Origin of the sequence: Burkholderia sp. 28_3, assembly GCF_003253915.1 — a bacterium.
GTDB classification, from domain to species: Bacteria; Pseudomonadota; Gammaproteobacteria; order Burkholderiales; family Burkholderiaceae; genus Burkholderia; species Burkholderia cenocepacia.
In genome coordinates this window covers 57,839-74,960 of sequence record NZ_QKZF01000019.1, presented here as the reverse complement: position 1 = coordinate 74,960, position 17,122 = coordinate 57,839, and the positions used below count along the sequence as shown (strand labels likewise).

Here is a 17,122-nt window from a genome sequence, read left to right as displayed (position 1 = left end):
CCGGATCACCCGCCGCACGGAGCAACACGATGTCGACGATCAATCCCGCCGTCACCGCCGCCAACAACTCGGCCAACAGCGCGCTGCAGCAAGCCGCCCAATCGATCATCAGCGGTTCGACCGGCAACTCGTCGATGGACGTCAACTCGCTCGTGACGGCACTCGTCAATGCGAAAACCGCCGGTCAGGCCGCCGCGCTCAACGCGCAGCAAAGCAGCGACAACACCCAGATTTCCGCGTACGGCGCGCTGTCGGCCGCGCTGAGCGCATTGCAGGCCAGCCTCACCACGCTGTCGAACGGCTCGCTGCAGAACACCTTCACCGCGACCGCGAGCGGCACCGGCCTCACCGCGACCGCGGGCGCCGGCGCGGTAGCCGGCAGCTATTCGGTCGGCGTCACGCAGATCGCGACGTCGCAGTCGCTGTCGTCGGCCGCGTTCGGCGCGTCGACCGCGCTCGGCACCGGCACGATGACGCTGTCGCTCGGCAGCCAGTCGTTCACCGTCGACGTGAACGGCACCAACAACACGCTGTCCGGCATCGCCGCCGCGATCAATACCGCGACCGGCAACCCGGGCATCGTCGCGTCGGTCGTCAACGGCAGCGACGGCGCGCACCTCGTGCTCAGCTCGACGCCGACCGGCGCGGCGAACACGATCGGCGTCGCGCTCAGCAACGTCGCCGGCGACAACGGCCTGTCCAGCCTCGGCGTCACGTCGACGCCCAGCACGACGGGCGGCCAGTCGACGATCACGTCCGCGAACGGCAGCGCCGCGTGGAAGCAGAGCACCGCCGCGCAGGACGCCGCGTTCACGATCAACGGGATCGCCGGCACCAGCGCGAGCAATACCGTGACGAGCGCGATCACCGGCGTCACGCTGAACCTGACCAGCGCCGCCGTCGGCGCCACGCAGCCGCAAACGTTGACGGTCGCGACCGACACGAAATCCCAGGCCGCCGCGATCAACAACTTCGCGACGCTCTACAACACGCTGGTCACGACGATGGGCTCGCTGTCGAGCTTCACGTCGGGAGCGTCGTCGCAAGGCCCGCTGCTCGGCGACTCGACGCTGAACACGATCAAGAACGCACTCGCATCGATCGTCGCGAGCGGCGTGAACAGCAACGGCTCGACGGTCAACCTCGCGTCGATCGGCGTCACGCTGCAGGCCGACGGCACGCTGAAGGTCGACAGCACGGCGCTCAACGGCGCACTGCAGAACAACCCGACGGGCGTCGCGTCCCTGTTCAACTCGAAGAACGGGATCGGCGAGCAGTTGACGACGAACATCACGAACTACACGAAGACGAACGGACTGATCGCCGCGCGCACGACCGCGCTCAGCAACGATCTGAAGAACGTCGCGCAGCAGCAGACGACGCTGTCCAACTATGCAGCCCAGCTGACGAGCCAGTACCAGGCGCAGTTCACCGCGCTCAACACGCTGATGGCGACGATGAACAGCAACTCGCAATACCTGACCCAGTTGTTCGGCGGCGCGAACAGCGCCGGCGCGATGTCGAACAACAAGGGCTGATCGCTGGCCGGACCGGAGAGCACCGATGGAACAGACCGAACTGATTGCGCAGATCGATGCGCTCACCGACGGGATCGAACATGCGGCCGCGATGGCCGACTGGGCCGAGGCCGTACGCCTCGTCGATGCGCGCTGGTCGCTCGTCGCACTGCTCTCGACCGACCAGCCGCCCGTCGGCATCGCGGCGATCCGCCGCATGCAGGCCAGCAACGACCGTATCTTCGCCGACGCGCAACGCGCGCAGCAGGAGCTGACCGACGAATACCAGGCGGCAATGAGCCGCGTGCAGGCCGTCGGTCAGTACCAGAGCATCGCGAACCGCTGATCCGCATCCGGCCGCGCGCGGCAATGCGCGCCGCCAACCCGACAACAAGAACTACACGCTGATGTGAGGGCGTGCTCGTTCGCCTCCCCGCCCGCCTCGTGCGGGCGTTTTTTTTGGGGTGTCGCCAGCCGCACCGCCCCTCCGTCGGCCGACCGGTCAATCGACCAAACTGACCGGGCTTTTCCCGTCACCTCGCGGCATCGGCGCGACGGCCCGCTACCCATAATGGTATCGACCGACTTTCCGCAGATTTCATCATGCTCCCGTCCGAATCGCCCGATCCCGCCGTGCTTACGCCTGAACAGCAGTTCGCGCAGGACATTGCGCTCGTCATGGAAAGTGCGCTCGAACGCCAGCACAGCGGCGCATTCGACGACGCGCGGGCGCTGTACGAGGCGATCGTCGACGCGATGCCCACGCATGCGGATGCGCACTACAACCTCGCGGTGCTGATGGTCGATACAGGCCGGCCGACCGATGCGCTGCCGCATTTCGAGGCCGCTCTCGGCGTGAACCCGGCCAACGGCTACTACTGGGTCAGCTACATCCACGCACTGCACCACAGCGGACAAACGCCCGCCGCTTGGATCGCCGTCGAAATTGCGCAGCAACGCGGCGTACATGGCCCCGCACTGGACGGGCTGATTACGCAAATGTCGATGCCCGACGTGGTGCTCGCAACGGCCCCGGCTACCGCCGTCGTATCGAGCGGCATCGATGCACAGATTGTCGCCGAAACCGCCACCGGCTCGACCGAGCGGGATCATCCCGGCAAGCCAGCCCGCCGGGCTCACCCGCATCTGTTGCAAAGGCATGCGGCGCTGTTCCAGAAAAACAAGTACGCCGAATGCACCGCACTCGCGAAGCGACTTACAGCTGATTATCCGGAAGACGGCGCGTGCTGGCGCGCATTGTCTGCGTCGTTGCACAAGCAAGGCCGCTATACGGAGATGATCGATGCGGGGCTGCGTACGGTCGAGCTGCTGCCAGACGAAGTGCTCGTGCGTATCCTGCTCGCCGATACGCTACGCGCGGCACTGCGTTTCCAAGAAGCGGACGAACAATGCCGCCGCCTGCTCCAGCTTCAACCCGATCACCCGGAAGGATTGCGAATCCACGGGCAGGTGCTGCTTGCGCTACGTCGAACTGCCGAAGCGAACGCCGCCTGCCGGCGCGCGGTCGAGCTCGCGCCAGGCAGTGCCGCCGTGAACAGCACGCTCGGATTCATCCTGCTCGAACAGGGCGCCACCCAGGAAGCGCTCGGCTGGCTGCGACGCGCATTCGAACTCGATCCGACCGACAGCGTGGCCCACAGCAACATGCTGTTCTGCCTCGCGCACAGCGCCGACGCCGACCCGCAATCGCTCGTCGACCAGCATCGCGCGTTCGGCCTGCGCTACGGTAACCGCAAACGGGCGGCCGCGTTCACGAACACGCGCGACCCGGCGCGCCAGCTTCGTGTCGGCTTCGTGTCAGGTGACCTGTTCAACCACGCGGTCGCGTCCTACGCGGTCCCCGTGATCGAACATCTCGCGACGGATCCCGGCATCGCGATGTACTTCTATCACAATCACCTCGCGGAAGATCAGGTCTCCGAACGCGTCAAGGCATACGCGCGCAGCTGGTACAACATCACCGGCCTGAACGATCGCGCATTTCTCGAGCGCGTGCGCAACGACCAGATCGACATCGTGATCGATCTGTCCGGCCACACGGGCCGCAACCGGCTGGTAGCGCTCGCGCAGCGCGCGGCTCCCGTACAGGCTTCGTGGATCGGCTACCCGGCCACGACGGGCGTTGCCGCAATCGACTACTACCTGTCGGACCGATTCGTCACGCCGCATGGCAAATTCGACGACCAGTTCGTCGAGCAGATCGTGCGGCTACCCGCGATCGCGACGTTCATGCCGCCGCCGCATTGCCCGCCCGTCAACGGGCTGCCTGCGCTGTACAACGGCTACACGACCTACGGCAGCTTCAACCGCCTGAACAAGCTGAGCCCAGAGGTCATCGCAGCCTGGGCCCGCGTGCTGCACGCGGATCCGACCGCGCGCATGGCGCTGGGTGCGATCGGCAACGACGACGATCAGCGTACGCTGATCGAATGGTTTACCGCCGCGGGTGTCGACACCGGCCGCCTGACGTTTCACCGGCGCTCGAGCATTCCGCTCTACATGCAGCAGCATCACGGCGTCGACCTCTGTCTAGACACGTTCCCGTACGCGGGCTCGACCACCACGCTGAACGCGCTGTGGATGGGCGTACCGACCGTGACGATCGCCGGCGCGACGCCGGCAGGATGTGGCGGCGCGGCCTGGCAGCAGCACGTCGGACTCGACGCGTACATCGCGACGGACGAGAACGATTTTGTCGCGAAGGCACTGACGCTCGGCCGCGACGTCACCGCGCTGCAAACCCTGCGCAGCGGCCTGCGCGCGCGCTGCGCCGAATCGGCCGCATTCCGCCCGGAGATCGTCGCAGCCGGACTGTCGTCGGCACTACGCACGATGTGGACACGCTGGTGCGCGGGCGAGCCTGCCACCGCATTCGACACGCCGTTGTTCGACGACGCGGCGACCGCACAGGCCGCGGTAGAGGCCTGATTTCCACGCGATAGCGAGAAAAATCACCATGACCGCCAGCCTGCCCATGTCGTCCGTCGCGCAACTGCCGCGCGAGAACATCTATGTCACGCAGCCGCACCTGCCCCCGCTCGACGAATTCCTGCCGTATCTCCAGCAGATCTGGGACAGCCGCGTGCTCACCAACGGTGGCCCGTTTCACCAGCAGTTCGAGCGCGCACTATGCGAATACCTCGGTGTCCCGCACCTGTCGCTGTTCGCGAACGGCACGCTGGCGCTCGTCACCGCGCTGCAGGCACTGCGCATCACCGGCGAGGTGATCACGACACCTTACTCGTTCGTCGCGACCGCGCACTCGCTGCTGTGGAACGGCATCAAGCCGGTCTTCGTCGACGTCGAACCCGATTCGCTGAATCTGGATCCGGCCAAGATCGAAGCGGCGATCACGCCGCAGACCAGCGCGATCCTGCCCGTCCACTGCTACGGCCGCCCGTGCAACGTCGACGCGATCCAGAAAATCGCGGACAACTACAACCTGCGCGTGATCTACGACGCCGCGCATGCGTTCGGCGTCCGTACGCACGAGGGCAGCCTCCTGCGGCACGGCGACCTGTCGGTGGTGAGCTTTCACGCCACCAAGGTGTTCAACACGTTCGAAGGCGGCGCGATCATCTGCCCCGACCTTAAAACGAAGCAGCGCATCGATCACCTGAAGAACTTCGGCTTCGTCGACGAAGTGACCGTCGTCGCGCCCGGCATCAACGGCAAGATGAGCGAGGTCAATGCGGCGTTCGGCATGCTGCAGCTGAAGCACATCGACGACGCGCTCGGCCGCCGCAAGGCGCTCGACGCACGTTACCGCGAGTTGCTGCGGGACATTCCCGGCATCCGCTGCGTCAACGATGCGCCCGATTACACCGCCAACCATGCGTACTTTCCGATCCTCGTCGAATCCGACTATCCGCTCGGCCGCGACGAGCTGTACACGGCGTTCCGCGAAAACAACATCTGGGCGCGCCGCTATTTCCATCCGCTGATTTCGGATTTCCCGATGTACCGCGGCTTGCCGTCCGCGAACCGTGCGAACCTCCCGGTCGCGGCCGAGGCCGCGCGCAAGGTGCTGTGCCTGCCGATGTATCCGGCGCTGACCGAGCACGATCTGCGCCGCATCGTCGACGTAATCCGACAGCCGTAAGATGCGGCTCGCGATCATGCAACCGTACCTGTTCCCTTACGTCGGCTATTTCCAGCTCGCCGCGGCGGTCGACAGGTTCGTGTTCTACGACGACGTCGCGTTCATCAAGAACGGCTGGATCAACCGCAACCGCGTCTTGCTGAACGGGCGTGCCCATTACCTGACCGTACCGCTCGCCGGTGCCGGTTCGTCTCAGCGGATCGACGACGTGCGCGTGCAGCCGTCCGAACGCTGGCTACCCAGGCTGCGCGAGTCGCTGCGTCATGCGTACGCGCGGGCGCCTCACTACCCGCGCATCAGCGCGCTGTTCGAACGCGTCATGTCGTACGAAACTGATTCGATCGGCTGCCTCGCCGCACACAGCGTCGCCGAAGTCTGTCGGTTCGTCGGCATCGGCCCCGAGTTCGTTGCGACATCGTCGGGCTACGGCAACAACGCACTCAAGGGACAGGCGCGTGTGCTGGACATCTGCGCGAGCGAACGCGCGCGCACCTATGTCAACTTGCCCGGAGGGCGAGCGTTGTACGATCGAACGGCATTCGCCGAAGCCGGGCTCCGCCTCGAATTCATCGAGCCCGCGCTGCCCGCCTATCGGCAATTCGGCGCGACATTCGTGCCGGGGCTGTCGATTCTCGACGTGCTGATGTTCAATCACGTCGACGAGGTGCGCGCCATGTTGCATGCCGGAGCCGTCGCATGAACGCCGACGCGATCGGCGGCTATGCCGGATTCGAACTCCCGATGCACGGACAGGAATTTCACGCAAATGCGCTGCGATTCCAGTCCGCCCGTGCCGCATTCCTGGCGTTGCTGCAGTATCGTCGGCCCACGGCCGTCTGGGCGCCATGGTATCTCTGCGAGAGCATGACCGACTCGCTTCACGCATCGGGCGTCACATGCCGACGCTACGCGATCGGCCAGGACTTCGGGTGCCCGGACATCGAACTCGGTCCCGGCGAGTGGCTGCTCTACGTGAACTATTTCGGTGTCTGCGACCGCCATGTCGATTCGGTACTCGAGCGCTACCCGCGCGAGCGCGTCGTGATCGACAACGCGCAGGCGTTCTTTGCCGCGCCGCGCGACTGTCTCGCCAACCTGTATTCGCCGCGAAAGTTCGTCGGCGTGCCCGACGGCGGGTACCTGATCTCGAATCATGCCGTTGCGCTGCCCGACGAAACCGACCACGCATCGCTGCAGCGCACGACACACCTGCTCAAGCGCCTGGCTGCCGGAGCGGAAGCCGGCTTCGCCGACTATCAAGCGGCCGAAGCGAGCCTCGACCGGCAGCCGCCGCGCAGGATGTCGTTCCTCACGCAACGCCTGCTGGCAGCGATCGACTATGAGCCCGTCCGCGACGCGCGACGCGCGAATTTCTCGTATCTGCACGATCGGCTCGGCGAGCGCAATCGCCTGCCCGTCGCGCTCGACCACGCCAGCGTGCCCCTGTGCTACCCGTTCCTCAGCACGACCGCGGCCACGCGGGCCGCTCTGATCGCGCAACGCATCTACACCCCCTGCTACTGGCCCGAGGTCGCATCGGACGACACCGTGCCGGACTTCGACGCGCAGCTTGCGCGCAGCGCGCTGTTCCTGCCGTGCGATCAGCGGCTGGATCGTGCGCAGCTGGACGAGGTCGTCGCACGCGTGCTGGACGAGTAACTACTCCATGGATTCCGTCATCACACGTTGCGCGCCGACACGTGCGTCCACCACCATGAACGACAAGATCAACGTACTCGTATTTCCCTGCGGATCCGAAAACGCATCGGAAATCCACCAGGCGTTACGCTATTCGCTGCACGTCGAGCTAATCGGTGCATCGAGCGTCGACGATCACGGCCGCTTCCGCTTCCCGCGTTATGTCGGCGGGCTACCGAAGATCGCCGACGCTACGTTCGATGCCGACTTCGCCCGGTTCGTCGCGCGCCATGAAATCGATGTCGTGTTTGCGACACACGACACGGTGCACGAATATCTGTCGACGCGCGCTTCCCGGATGGGCATCACGCTCATCAACGGCGCAGCACAAAGCGCGGCCATCGCCCGCCGCAAGAGCATGACGTACCGCCATTTCGCCGATCGCGACTGGGTACCGCGGGTGTACGCATCGGTCGACGACGTCGACGCGTGGCCGGCGATCGTGAAGCCCGATCTCGGCCAGGGCGGTCAAGGCGTGACGCGCGTCGACGATGCGCGTGAGGCCACCGAAGCGATGCAGCGCGTCGAACAGCCGCTGCTCGTCGAGTACCTGCCCGGCGACGAAGTGACCGTCGATTGCTTCACCGACCGTTCGCGCCGCCTCCTGTGGATCGGGCCGCGCACGCGCGAGCGCGTGAAGGCCGGGATTTCGATGCGCTCGCGCCTGCTGCCGCAGTCTCCGCGCATCACCGAAATCGCGCATCAGATCAACGACGGGATGCCCCTGCGAGGCCCCTGGTTCTTTCAACTGAAGCGCGACCGTCACGGTGCGTGGAAGCTGCTGGAGATTTCCTGTCGTGTCGCGGGCACGATGGCCGCTCAACGCGCGGCCGGCATCAACCTGCCGCTGATGGCCATCCAGGACTACCTCGGACGCGATCTCGTTGCACTGCCGAACCCGCACGTCACGCTCGTCGATCGCAACATCGCGACACGGGCAGCGCTCGACTGGGAATACGACACCGTCTGCGTCGATCTCGACGACACGCTGATACTGAACGGCCACGCCGTCCCGCAGACCATCGCGTTTCTCTACCAATCGGTCGCGGCGGGCAAGCAGATCGTCCTGCTGACACGCCATGCGCACGACGTCGCGCGCACGCTCGCCGCCGCCCGGATCGATGCCGGACTGTTCGATCGCATCATCGTCCTGCGTAACGGCGAGTCCAAGGCCGATCACGTGACGCCGCGCTCGATTTTCATCGACAACCACTTTCCCGAGCGGCTCGCTGTCGCACGCAAGTGCGCGGTGCCGGTGTTCGACGTCGACTCCGTCGAATTCCTCATCCGGTAAAGGCGTCCGCATGGACAACGCTGCTCTGATCTCCCGATTCGCTTGCGCACCCGCGTACCGCGCGCCACGCGCCGTCGAATCGGCCCATCGCCCCGATCGGCCAAATCGGCGAACCTCCGGCCCACCCGGACGGCGCGATGTTCGGCGGGGAAAGCGCAATCCGAATCAATGGCAAGCACTGAAATCGACATGACGCATCGCGATATCCGACCCGCCTGCAACCAGAACAGACACACATGCGCGGCGATACGCCCGTCGATTGTCCAACCCGAACGCGTGCCCTGCCGCTTCGCCGCGAATCGAGACGCCCAATGAAGACCCCTGCTCACTACCAGTCACTCGAGTACGGCCGCATCCTTTCGTTGATGCGGCAACTCCAGCATCCAGGACAGCGCGCGCTCCGCGTACTCGACTACGGTTGCGGACCCGGAAAATTTCTCGACGGCTTCGGCAAGCTGGGTTGCGCCGTCACTGGCGTCGACGCGAACGTCGACTACGTCGAACGCGCGCGTGCCAATGGATTCGCGGCATACGAGCCGGAGGCTTTTTTCGCCGCCGAGCACGCACCGTTCGATGTGGTGTTCCTGAGTCACCTCATCGAGCACGTCACGCCGGACGCGCTGTTCGCGCTCGTGCCGCGCCTTTGCGCTTTGATGCACCGGGACAGCCGACTGATCGTCGTCAGCCCGACCCCCGGCGATCGGTTCTATCACGACTTCACTCACGTGCGCCCCTATCTGCCGCAGAGCTTCCGTCATGCATTCGGCACGACGGGAATGCCGATCTCGTTTGGCGAGGCGGGGTTGCTCGAAATGACGGACATCTATTTCTTCAAGGATCCGTACCGCACCCGGATGTGGCGATCGTTCTACACCGGCGGCGGCGTCAAACGCGCACTGACACGCACCTACAATCGGCTGCTCGACGTTGCGTGGCGGGTATCGCGCGGACATATCGGCGTGACGGCCTCGTGGCTCGGCGTCTATCAGTTGAAGGTGCGCTGACGCGACAGGTCGATGGGTGCATCGACCACGAGCAACAGCTTGACCGGCCCACGCTATCGCAAGCCGTCTCCGCCGACATTTCCGCCGACGCATGCCATGGGCATTCGACGCGCACTGACGGACGCGGGCAACGGGGCGTCGGGTTTTACGAACTGCTCCGTGAAATGCGCGGCAAACGCCGCCCGCAGCCGCTCCGCCATCTGAATCCAGCTGTCGCCGCGCCCGCGCCGGAACAACCGCACCGTGCCCGGATACCAGGGCGAATCCTCACGGTCGTGCATCCATCGCCAGTCCACGTCCTGATTCGGCAGCAGCACCCAGCAGGGCTTGCCGAGCGATGCGGCCAGATGCGCGGTCGACGTGTCGACGCACACCACGAGATCGAGTTGCGCGACGATCGCGGCCGTATCGGCGAAATCGTCGAGTTCCGAGCCCAGGTGCAGCAACGGCAGCCCGCCCGGCGGCTGGCGCGCTTCGTCCTCGCCCTGCCCTTTCTGCAGACTCACGAAATTCACGCCCGGCACGCTCCACAGCGGCGTCAGCAATGCCAGTGACGGCAGCGAACGGTGCGCGTCGTTGTGATGCTTCGGATTGCCTTTCCACACGAGTCCGACGCGCGGGCCGGGCGGCAGCGCATCGAGGCGCGCGCCCCAGTGCGCGACGCGCGCCGGATCGGGTACGAACCGCACCGGTGGCGGGATCGTGTCGAGCGTCGTGCCCGCGTGCATCGGCGCGCTCAACAGACTCGTCCAGTAATCGAATTGCGCGGCCTGCGCGGTAGCCGCCTCGTGATCGAGCACCGCGTCGACGCCATCGACTGTCTCCATCAGCCGATGCAACGCCGGCTGGCACGCAAACACCACCCGCGCCGCCTGCCGCGCGCGAAATTCCGTGAAATAACGGCTGAACTGCAGCATGTCGCCGAGGCCATCCTCCTGCCACACGAGCAGCGTCTTGCCGGCCAGCGGCTCGCCTCGCCACTGTGCGCACCGCAGCACCTCGCGGGTTCGTCGGTGGACGAACGTCGACTGCTCGTAGCGCGATTCGTAGCGGCGCCAGCCTTCCTCGAATCGTCCACGGCTGAGCAGCAGCGTCGCCAGCCCGAAGCGCGCGTCGTCATAATCGGCACGCAGTTCGAGCGCGCGACGGTATGCGCGTTCGGCTTCGTCGAGTTGGCCCGCATGCGCGAACGTCGTGCCGAGGTTGTAGTGCACCTCGGCCATCTGCGGCGCGAGTGCCAGCGCGTCGGTAAACGCGACGGCCGCTTCGTCGTGGCGGCCCTGCGCACGCAGGACGCAGCCGAGATTATTGTGCGCCTGCGGCAGGCCGGGCCGGCAGCGGATGGCGTCGCGATAGGCCGCTTCCGCTTCGGGCAGGCGATCGAGGTTCTGCAGCGCGACGCCGAGGTTGTAATGCGCTTCCGGATGATCGGGACACAATGCGATGGTCTGCCGGCTCGCCGCCTCCGCTTCCGGCAGCCGCTGCATGTCGACGAGGATCGCGCCGAGATTCGCGTGCGCGAGTACGTGGTCGGCGCGAACCGCGATCGCGAGCCGGTACGCGAGTTCCGCCTCCGCCGGCCGGGCAAGGACGCGAAGCAGGTTGCCGAAATCGGTCAGCACGTCGGGCGACCGCGGCTCGATCGACAGGGCCTGCCCGAACGCCTGCTCGGCTTCGTCGAGCCGGCCGAGCGCTTCGAGCACCTTGCCGAGCCGGTGATGGTGCGACGCGCGCAACGGCGCGACGCAGGCAAGCTGCCGGCGCAGGATCACTTCGGCGTCGGGCAAGCGGCCCTGCGACATCAGCAGCGCGTGAAGGCCGTCGTAGGGGGGCTCGAACGCCGGCATCGCATCGATCGCGCGCCGCCACGAGGCTTCTGCGTCCGCCAGATGGTTCAGGCCGAGCGCGCAGACGGCCGCGACGTGCAGCACCGCGACGTCCACCGCAGACGCGTCGAGCTGCGGCGCCACAAGCGACAGTGCGTCGGCAAACTGTCCGTTCTGGCACAAGGTCGCGGCGTGTCGAACGCACGCGGATACGTCGGAAGCTGGCGTCGTCATGGAGGGCTGGGCAAAGCGGCGGACAGTCATCGCGTCCGGCCGCCACGGCGGCAGCCCGGCATGCGCGACGCGTGTCGCGCCCGGGCGACCGTTTCGGCACGGAGAGCGTCGATTGACAGGTTACCGAAGCATGCACGCACGCGATGCGACGATCTGAGCCCATTCCATGCGGTTGTTCGGGCGATGGCCCCGTCACCCCGTGCGTGGCGGGACCTCGCTGAACGACACCGGCCGGCCGCTCAGCTCGACGAACACCCGCCGCAACTGCTCGAACTGCACGAGCTGGAACTGCACGAACTCGACGAACTGCAGCTCGACGACGCGCCGCCGCCGTCGGACGAGTCGAACGAAGTGCCACCGCCCGCTTTCGCCGCGGCGACCGACGGCATCCGCGACGCGGCCAGCACCGGGCCTGCATACGCCGACCATACGGTACCGGCCAGCGCGCCTGCGCCGAACAGCGCGGCGGTCCACAGCAACGGATCCGGATCGTCACGTTCGGCGTCGCGTATCCCGGACGCTCCCTGCGCGCTGCGTACGTGCCGCGCGTCGCGCGCAGCCCGCGGATCGTGCGCGTTCCTGCGCTCGAGCAGCGCGGCGCGCCCGGCCGCCGTTGGGCCGCCGCGCCGGAAGCCGGTCAGCCTTCCAGCGACGATCCGGTACGCGATCGCGAACACCGCCATGCAGATGCACAGCAGCAGCACGGGCCGCCCGCGGCTCAAACCGACCGCAAGCTTCACGGCGCCCGTGCCGAACACGAGCAGCGCGATCGCGCGCGCGGCCATCCGGGACGCGCGCAACTCGCCGGGCGCCCAGAACCAGCCCTGCGCACGCATCCCGTCGACGACCTCCTGCGCATACCTCGCGAGCCGCTCGCGAAACACGCCGTAGCGCACGGTGCCGGACGGTTGCTCGTTGAGCCACGCGCAGTAGTCGTCGTATCGGCCCGCGCGTTCCAGATCCGCGATCTTCACGTAGCTGCCTTGCAGGTGAACGCTCCACAGATCGACCGCGCCCGCATGCGCGAGCGACATCGTCACGACCTGCGCGACCCGTGCTTCGCCGCCGGTGAGATAGGCGACTTCGTCGGCGCTCAGCCCGGACGAAGCCTTGCGCGTGCGCCGGCCCCAGCGCCGGATGCGAAATTCGATGGCATGCAACGCGACGATCAACGACAACGCGACAACGCAGGCCGGGACGTAAAACGCGAGAAACTGCGGCCCGGTGTAGTCGAGCACGTCGAGATCCTGCGCCGATGCGCAGGTCGCGGCGACACTGGCGGCGGCCGCCGGCCACACGAGTTTCGGCAGACGGTCGCGCCACGCACGGCGCGGCGCCACGGCGACCATGCGCTCGGGCTGCTGCGTCTCGACCTCCGCCCCGCCCTCGACTGCCCGGTCGACGGGACGCGGCCAGATCGATGCCGGCGGCTCGCAGCCGAACAGCCGGCGATAGCTGTCGAGCGTGTCGCGATAGCGCTGCGCGTACACGGCGGCCTCGTCCGGCGCGCCGGTGCCGGGCATGTGGTGCAGCCGCGCGCGCAGCACGCCGGCGCAGAACACGTCCCAATATTCGAGCGTGTATTGCAGATGGAAATGCCACGCGGCATCGACCGCGACCGACGGCGTGACCGGATGCCCGGCCACCTGTGCGAGAAACGCGAAGCGCTTGTATTCGTCGATCACGGCCAGCGCGTGGTCGTGCGACCAGCCTTCGGCGTCGGCGAGGCGCCGGCTGTACGGCAGCGGCGCGTCGGGATCGTCGGGGGAATACGCGTGCAGACGCGCGAGCAGCGCCTGCTGCGCATCGGTCAGCGGGCAGGCAGCGACTGCGGTCGAGGTAGACGGAATGGCAGCCATCGGGAGTCGGCGCGATGCGCGGACGGCCGCCGCGATCGACGCTTGGAGTGGTCGTTGTGGGCGATTCTCGCACACCGGCAAATGCGTCGGCACGCCCACGCAAAATCGCCGTGCGGCAATCGCGAGCGCATCCGGGATCGAACCAGCAACCCCTGCCTTCGGAGTTTTATCTGCGCGTGCCGAACCCTTGCCCGGCAAGGCTCCGCCGGCATCTCCCGCGGCAAAACCAAGGTTGCACAAGATCACCCAAGCCCGCCCCGGTTCACCCAGGCTGCAATCTGGCTGCACGGCACGCACGGCCCCACCCGTGACCCTCGGCACCCGTCCATGAAGCGTAAGGCGCGCCGCACGCCACGACACGCGTCGCGCTGCGTGTCCGCCCGGACCACGCACGCATCTCGTTGAACCCCGCCCCGCGAAGCTCGACCATGAGAGCCATCTTCACTGCCTCACGGCCCGAGACCTCGCCATGGCAAGCAGCACGACTTCGATACGCGTTCGCGGCACGCCGGCCGGCACCGCCGCCGACCACCGGCCCCTTCGACATCGGCAGGCCCGGCCATGATCGCGCGCACCTTGCAGGGCGACACGGTGGACACGCTGTGCTGGCGCCACTACGGCCGGACCGACGGCACCGTCGAGACCGTGCTCGAAGCCAACACCGGACTCGCCAGCCTCGGCGTCGTGTTGCCCGCCGGCACGCCCGTCTACCTGCCGCCGTTCGATACCGTGACGAGCGCGCGCCCGTTGCTGCAACTGTTTGACTGACCCTGGAATCGCCGTCATGGCCGAACCGAACCTCACTACCGCCGCGATGCTGTCCACCGCGATCGGCGTCGCCGGGCTCGCGCCCGGCATCGACGGCAACGCGCTGATCGGCGCATTCACCGGCGCGGCGCTCGTGGTCGTCACGTCGAAGGAGATCGGCGTGGCGCGGCGTGCGGCCTATCTGCTGATCTCGCTCGTGATGGGCTATCTCGCCGCGCCGGAAATCGTCGGCGCGACGCCGATCCACTCGACCGGCGTCGCCGCGTTCTTCGCGGCCGCGCTCGTGATCGCCGTCACGCTGCAGCTGATCGAGCGGATCAAGACGCTCGATCTCCTGGCGCTGTTCCGCAAAGGAGGGTGACGTGGCGTTCCCGTTCGCGCTGATCGCGCTCGCCGCCCACCTCGCCGTGCTCGTGCGCGTGCTCACCTATCGACGCAACGGCGCACGGCACCGGCGCCACGCATCATGGTTCGCGTGGATGCTCGTCGCCGTCACCGGCGGTGCGTCGATCGAGTGGCTGCTGCATACCGGCGCCGTCGGCTTCTTCGACGCGGCCACCGCGGTCTTCCTGGCGATGTTCGTCTGCGGCACGCGCGGCAACGTCGCGCGCCTCCTGAGGAGCGAATGACGATGAAAACCCGCCGCCTCGGCGATCACGGCGACGACGTGGGCCTGCTGCAACGCAGACTGATCCGCGCCGGCTATGCGGTGCAGATCACGCACCTCTATGACGCGGCGACCGAAGCCGCCGTCATCGCGCTGCAACGCAAGACCGGCCTCGTCGACGACGGTATCGCCGGCCCGAAGACCTATGCCGCGCTGGCCACCGGCCTGCGCGATCCGAAACACCTGGGGCTCGCCGATCTCGAGCGCGCCGCGCGCACGCTCGACGTGCCGCTCGCGTGCATTCGCGCGGTCAACGAAGTCGAGTCGCGCGGCGCCGGCTTCCTGCCCGACGGCCGGCCCGTCATCCTGTTCGAACGCCACGTATTCTGGAAGCGGCTCCAGGCGCGCGGGATCGATCCCGCGCCATTCGCGGCGCGGCAGCCGGACATCGTGTCACGCACGCGCGGCGGCTATCGCGGCAGCGCCGCGGAATACGTGCGTCTCGCCACGGCCGAGTCGATCGATGCCGGCGCCGCGTGGGAATCCGCGAGCTGGGGCGCGTTCCAGGTGATGGGCTATCACTGGGAACGCCTCGGCTACGCGGGCATCGACGCATTCGTCTCGTGCATGGAAGACGGCGAAGCGCAGCACCTCGACGCGTTCATGCGCTACATCGCGGCGGACGACACACTGCGCCGCGCACTCGGCGCACGCCAGTGGGCCGCATTCGCCCGCGCGTACAACGGGCCCGACTATGCGGCGAACCTGTACGACGTGAAGCTCGCACGCGCTTTCGACCGCTATGCGTCGCAAGCGGCTGCGGCGACGCAGGCCGCATCCGGATCGCCCGACGCTACCGTCGCGTCCCGCGCATGAACGGACTCGCCGCGAAAATCATCGCGTGGATCGTCGCGCTCGCCACGTGCGCCGTCGTCGCGCTGTACGTGCATGGGCTGCGCGCCGAGCGCGCGACCGCGCAACGGCAACGCGTCGAGGCGCAACAGGCGCTCGCCGCGCGCGACGGCATCATTGCGCGCCTGCGGCAGGACGCCGCCGAACGCGCGCAACAGCAGGCGCGGCTCGACCACGCGCAAACCGCCATCGCGTCGAAGCTCGACGCCATTCGATTTGAAAACCGGAGATTAACCGATGAAAACGCCGCGCTTCGCGCCTGGGCTGATACTCGCCTGCCTGACGACGTTGTCCGCCTGCAAGCCAGTCCCGCTCTCACCGGCGCCGGCGATTATGTCGAACACGTGCCAGACGGTGAAGCCGTGCACGCTGCCGAGGCTCGCGCCGCGGACCAACGGTGAGCTCGACGGTGCGCTCACGCTGGTCAAGGCCGCGTGGGCGACGTGCGCGGCGACCGTCGACATGATCGCGGCGTGCCAGGCCGGCGCGGCTGCCCCCGACCACGGAGCCCATTCGCATGATTAAGCCGGACAGCCTGCGGCGGGCGCTTGCCGCCGCCATCCCGTCGATCGACGACGAACCCGGCGCGTTGACCGTGCTCGTCGAGCAAGGCTCGATCGCGACGACCGGCACGCTGACGCCATCGTTCGAATACCGGTACACGGCCCACGTCCTCGCGACCCACTTCTCCGGCGACACCGATCCGGTGTTCGTCGCCCTGATCGAATGGGTGTGCGCGAACCAGCCGGACCTCGTGACGAACCCGGCCGCACGCGCGAGCGGCATCACCTTCGAGATCGGCATTCGCGACCAGACCGCGGTCGACCTGTCGATCCGGCTGGCGCTGACGGAAAGCGTCGTCGTGACGACCGGCCCGGACGGACGGCCGGTGATCACGCACGTCGACGACACACGGGTCGACCCGGCCGATACGCTGACCTGGGTCGCGCTGCCGCAGATCCGCTGAGCCGGGCGGGCATCGGCCCGCCTTCGCTCACGCCGCGGCATCGCGCCCGGCAACGGCTGCTCGTCGCAGCCAACCCTCTCGCCTCGGCCCGCCACCGCGGAGCCCCCCCGCCGATCGCCCTTGCCGGGCATCCGGTCCCGTCTTCCCGTCGACTCGGCCATCGCCGACGACAGGCATCCTGACGACAGCCTCGCTGCATAACCTGCATCGACGGCCCGCACGATGTCTCTGCGGCACGCCCGTCCAGCCATTCACGCGGCATCCGTTCGCCCGTCGCCGCGGCGCAATTCATCGAGCGCCCGTCCCATCGCCG

General features: G+C 67.3%; 17 protein-coding genes. 15 read left to right on the top strand and 2 right to left on the bottom strand.

Annotated features, from left to right (window positions below; all coding sequences use genetic code 11):
- Positions 1-29: 29 nt before the first annotated feature.
- The 8 genes from fliD (at position 30) to DFS13_RS29715 (ending at position 9,636) form a co-directional block, all read left to right on the top strand.
- Positions 30-1,538, top strand: coding sequence for a flagellar filament capping protein FliD (gene fliD, locus DFS13_RS29750; protein ID WP_006484094.1), 1,509 nt, complete (start codon positions 30-32; stop codon positions 1,536-1,538).
- Between the two features lie 25 nt (positions 1,539-1,563).
- Complete coding sequence (locus DFS13_RS29745) at positions 1,564-1,863, top strand: flagellar protein FliT (protein WP_059721094.1); 300 nt, start codon at positions 1,564-1,566, stop codon at positions 1,861-1,863.
- A 257-nt stretch (positions 1,864-2,120) separates the two neighbouring features.
- Entirely contained in the window at positions 2,121-4,466 is a 2,346-nt protein-coding gene (locus tag DFS13_RS29740) for a tetratricopeptide repeat protein (protein WP_105866227.1), read from the top strand.
- 28 nt (positions 4,467-4,494) lie between these two features.
- Positions 4,495-5,640, top strand: coding sequence for a DegT/DnrJ/EryC1/StrS aminotransferase family protein (locus DFS13_RS29735; RefSeq protein WP_034201122.1), 1,146 nt, complete (start codon positions 4,495-4,497; stop codon positions 5,638-5,640).
- Between the two features lies 1 nt (position 5,641).
- On the top strand, positions 5,642-6,340 hold the full coding sequence (locus DFS13_RS29730) for a WbqC family protein (protein ID WP_034201123.1): 699 nt from the start codon (positions 5,642-5,644) through the stop codon (positions 6,338-6,340).
- A gap of 164 nt (positions 6,341-6,504) precedes the next feature.
- Complete coding sequence (locus DFS13_RS29725; RefSeq protein WP_241308660.1) at positions 6,505-7,299, top strand: hypothetical protein; 795 nt, start codon at positions 6,505-6,507, stop codon at positions 7,297-7,299.
- A gap of 55 nt (positions 7,300-7,354) precedes the next feature.
- The gene (locus DFS13_RS29720; RefSeq protein WP_077190276.1) at positions 7,355-8,632 is read left to right on the top strand and encodes an ATP-grasp domain-containing protein; all 1,278 of its coding nucleotides are present in this window, start codon (positions 7,355-7,357) and stop codon (positions 8,630-8,632) included.
- Positions 8,633-8,943: 311 nt separating this feature from the next.
- Positions 8,944-9,636, top strand: coding sequence for a bifunctional 2-polyprenyl-6-hydroxyphenol methylase/3-demethylubiquinol 3-O-methyltransferase UbiG (locus DFS13_RS29715; RefSeq protein ID WP_034201126.1), 693 nt, complete (start codon positions 8,944-8,946; stop codon positions 9,634-9,636).
- Between the two features lie 53 nt (positions 9,637-9,689).
- Here the strand turns inward: DFS13_RS29715 and DFS13_RS29710 are convergent, their stop codons facing one another.
- Both DFS13_RS29710 and DFS13_RS29705 read right to left on the bottom strand, forming a co-directional pair.
- Positions 9,690-11,696, bottom strand: a complete 2,007-nt coding sequence (locus DFS13_RS29710) for a tetratricopeptide repeat protein (protein ID WP_249197132.1) — start codon at positions 11,694-11,696, stop codon at positions 9,690-9,692.
- Positions 11,697-11,935: 239 nt separating this feature from the next.
- Positions 11,936-13,555, bottom strand: a complete 1,620-nt coding sequence (locus DFS13_RS29705; protein WP_006484107.1) for a TIGR04222 domain-containing membrane protein — start codon at positions 13,553-13,555, stop codon at positions 11,936-11,938.
- Positions 13,556-14,116: 561 nt separating this feature from the next.
- Here DFS13_RS29705 and DFS13_RS29700 point away from each other — a divergent pair.
- The 7 genes from DFS13_RS29700 to DFS13_RS29670 are packed head-to-tail and all read left to right on the top strand — an operon-like array spanning position 14,117 to position 16,809.
- A complete protein-coding gene (locus DFS13_RS29700; protein ID WP_006484103.1) occupies positions 14,117-14,323 on the top strand; it encodes a tail protein X in 207 nt (68 codons plus the stop codon).
- A 16-nt stretch (positions 14,324-14,339) separates the two neighbouring features.
- On the top strand, positions 14,340-14,684 hold the full coding sequence (locus DFS13_RS29695; protein WP_006484093.1) for a putative holin: 345 nt from the start codon (positions 14,340-14,342) through the stop codon (positions 14,682-14,684).
- Between the two features lies 1 nt (position 14,685).
- Positions 14,686-14,952 carry a phage holin family protein gene (locus DFS13_RS29690; RefSeq protein WP_006484102.1) on the top strand — a complete coding sequence of 89 codons (267 nt, stop codon included), beginning with the start codon at positions 14,686-14,688 and terminating at the stop codon, positions 14,950-14,952.
- A gap of 2 nt (positions 14,953-14,954) precedes the next feature.
- Positions 14,955-15,806 carry an N-acetylmuramidase family protein gene (locus DFS13_RS29685; RefSeq protein ID WP_181461631.1) on the top strand — a complete coding sequence of 284 codons (852 nt, stop codon included), beginning with the start codon at positions 14,955-14,957 and terminating at the stop codon, positions 15,804-15,806.
- Positions 15,803-16,243 carry an Rz-like lysis system protein LysB gene (lysB, locus tag DFS13_RS40945; protein WP_111442464.1) on the top strand — a complete coding sequence of 147 codons (441 nt, stop codon included), beginning with the start codon at positions 15,803-15,805 and terminating at the stop codon, positions 16,241-16,243. The genes DFS13_RS29685 and lysB overlap by 4 nt, the downstream gene beginning before the upstream one ends.
- A complete protein-coding gene (lysC, locus tag DFS13_RS40635) occupies positions 16,131-16,367 on the top strand; it encodes an Rz1-like lysis system protein LysC (protein ID WP_226245313.1) in 237 nt (78 codons plus the stop codon). Before lysB ends, lysC begins: the two co-directional genes overlap by 113 nt.
- Positions 16,360-16,809 (top strand): phage tail protein, encoded by a 450-nt coding sequence (locus DFS13_RS29670; RefSeq protein WP_111442463.1) that lies wholly within the window; start codon positions 16,360-16,362, stop codon positions 16,807-16,809. The genes lysC and DFS13_RS29670 overlap by 8 nt, the downstream gene beginning before the upstream one ends.
- The last annotated feature ends 313 nt before the right edge of the window (positions 16,810-17,122 follow it).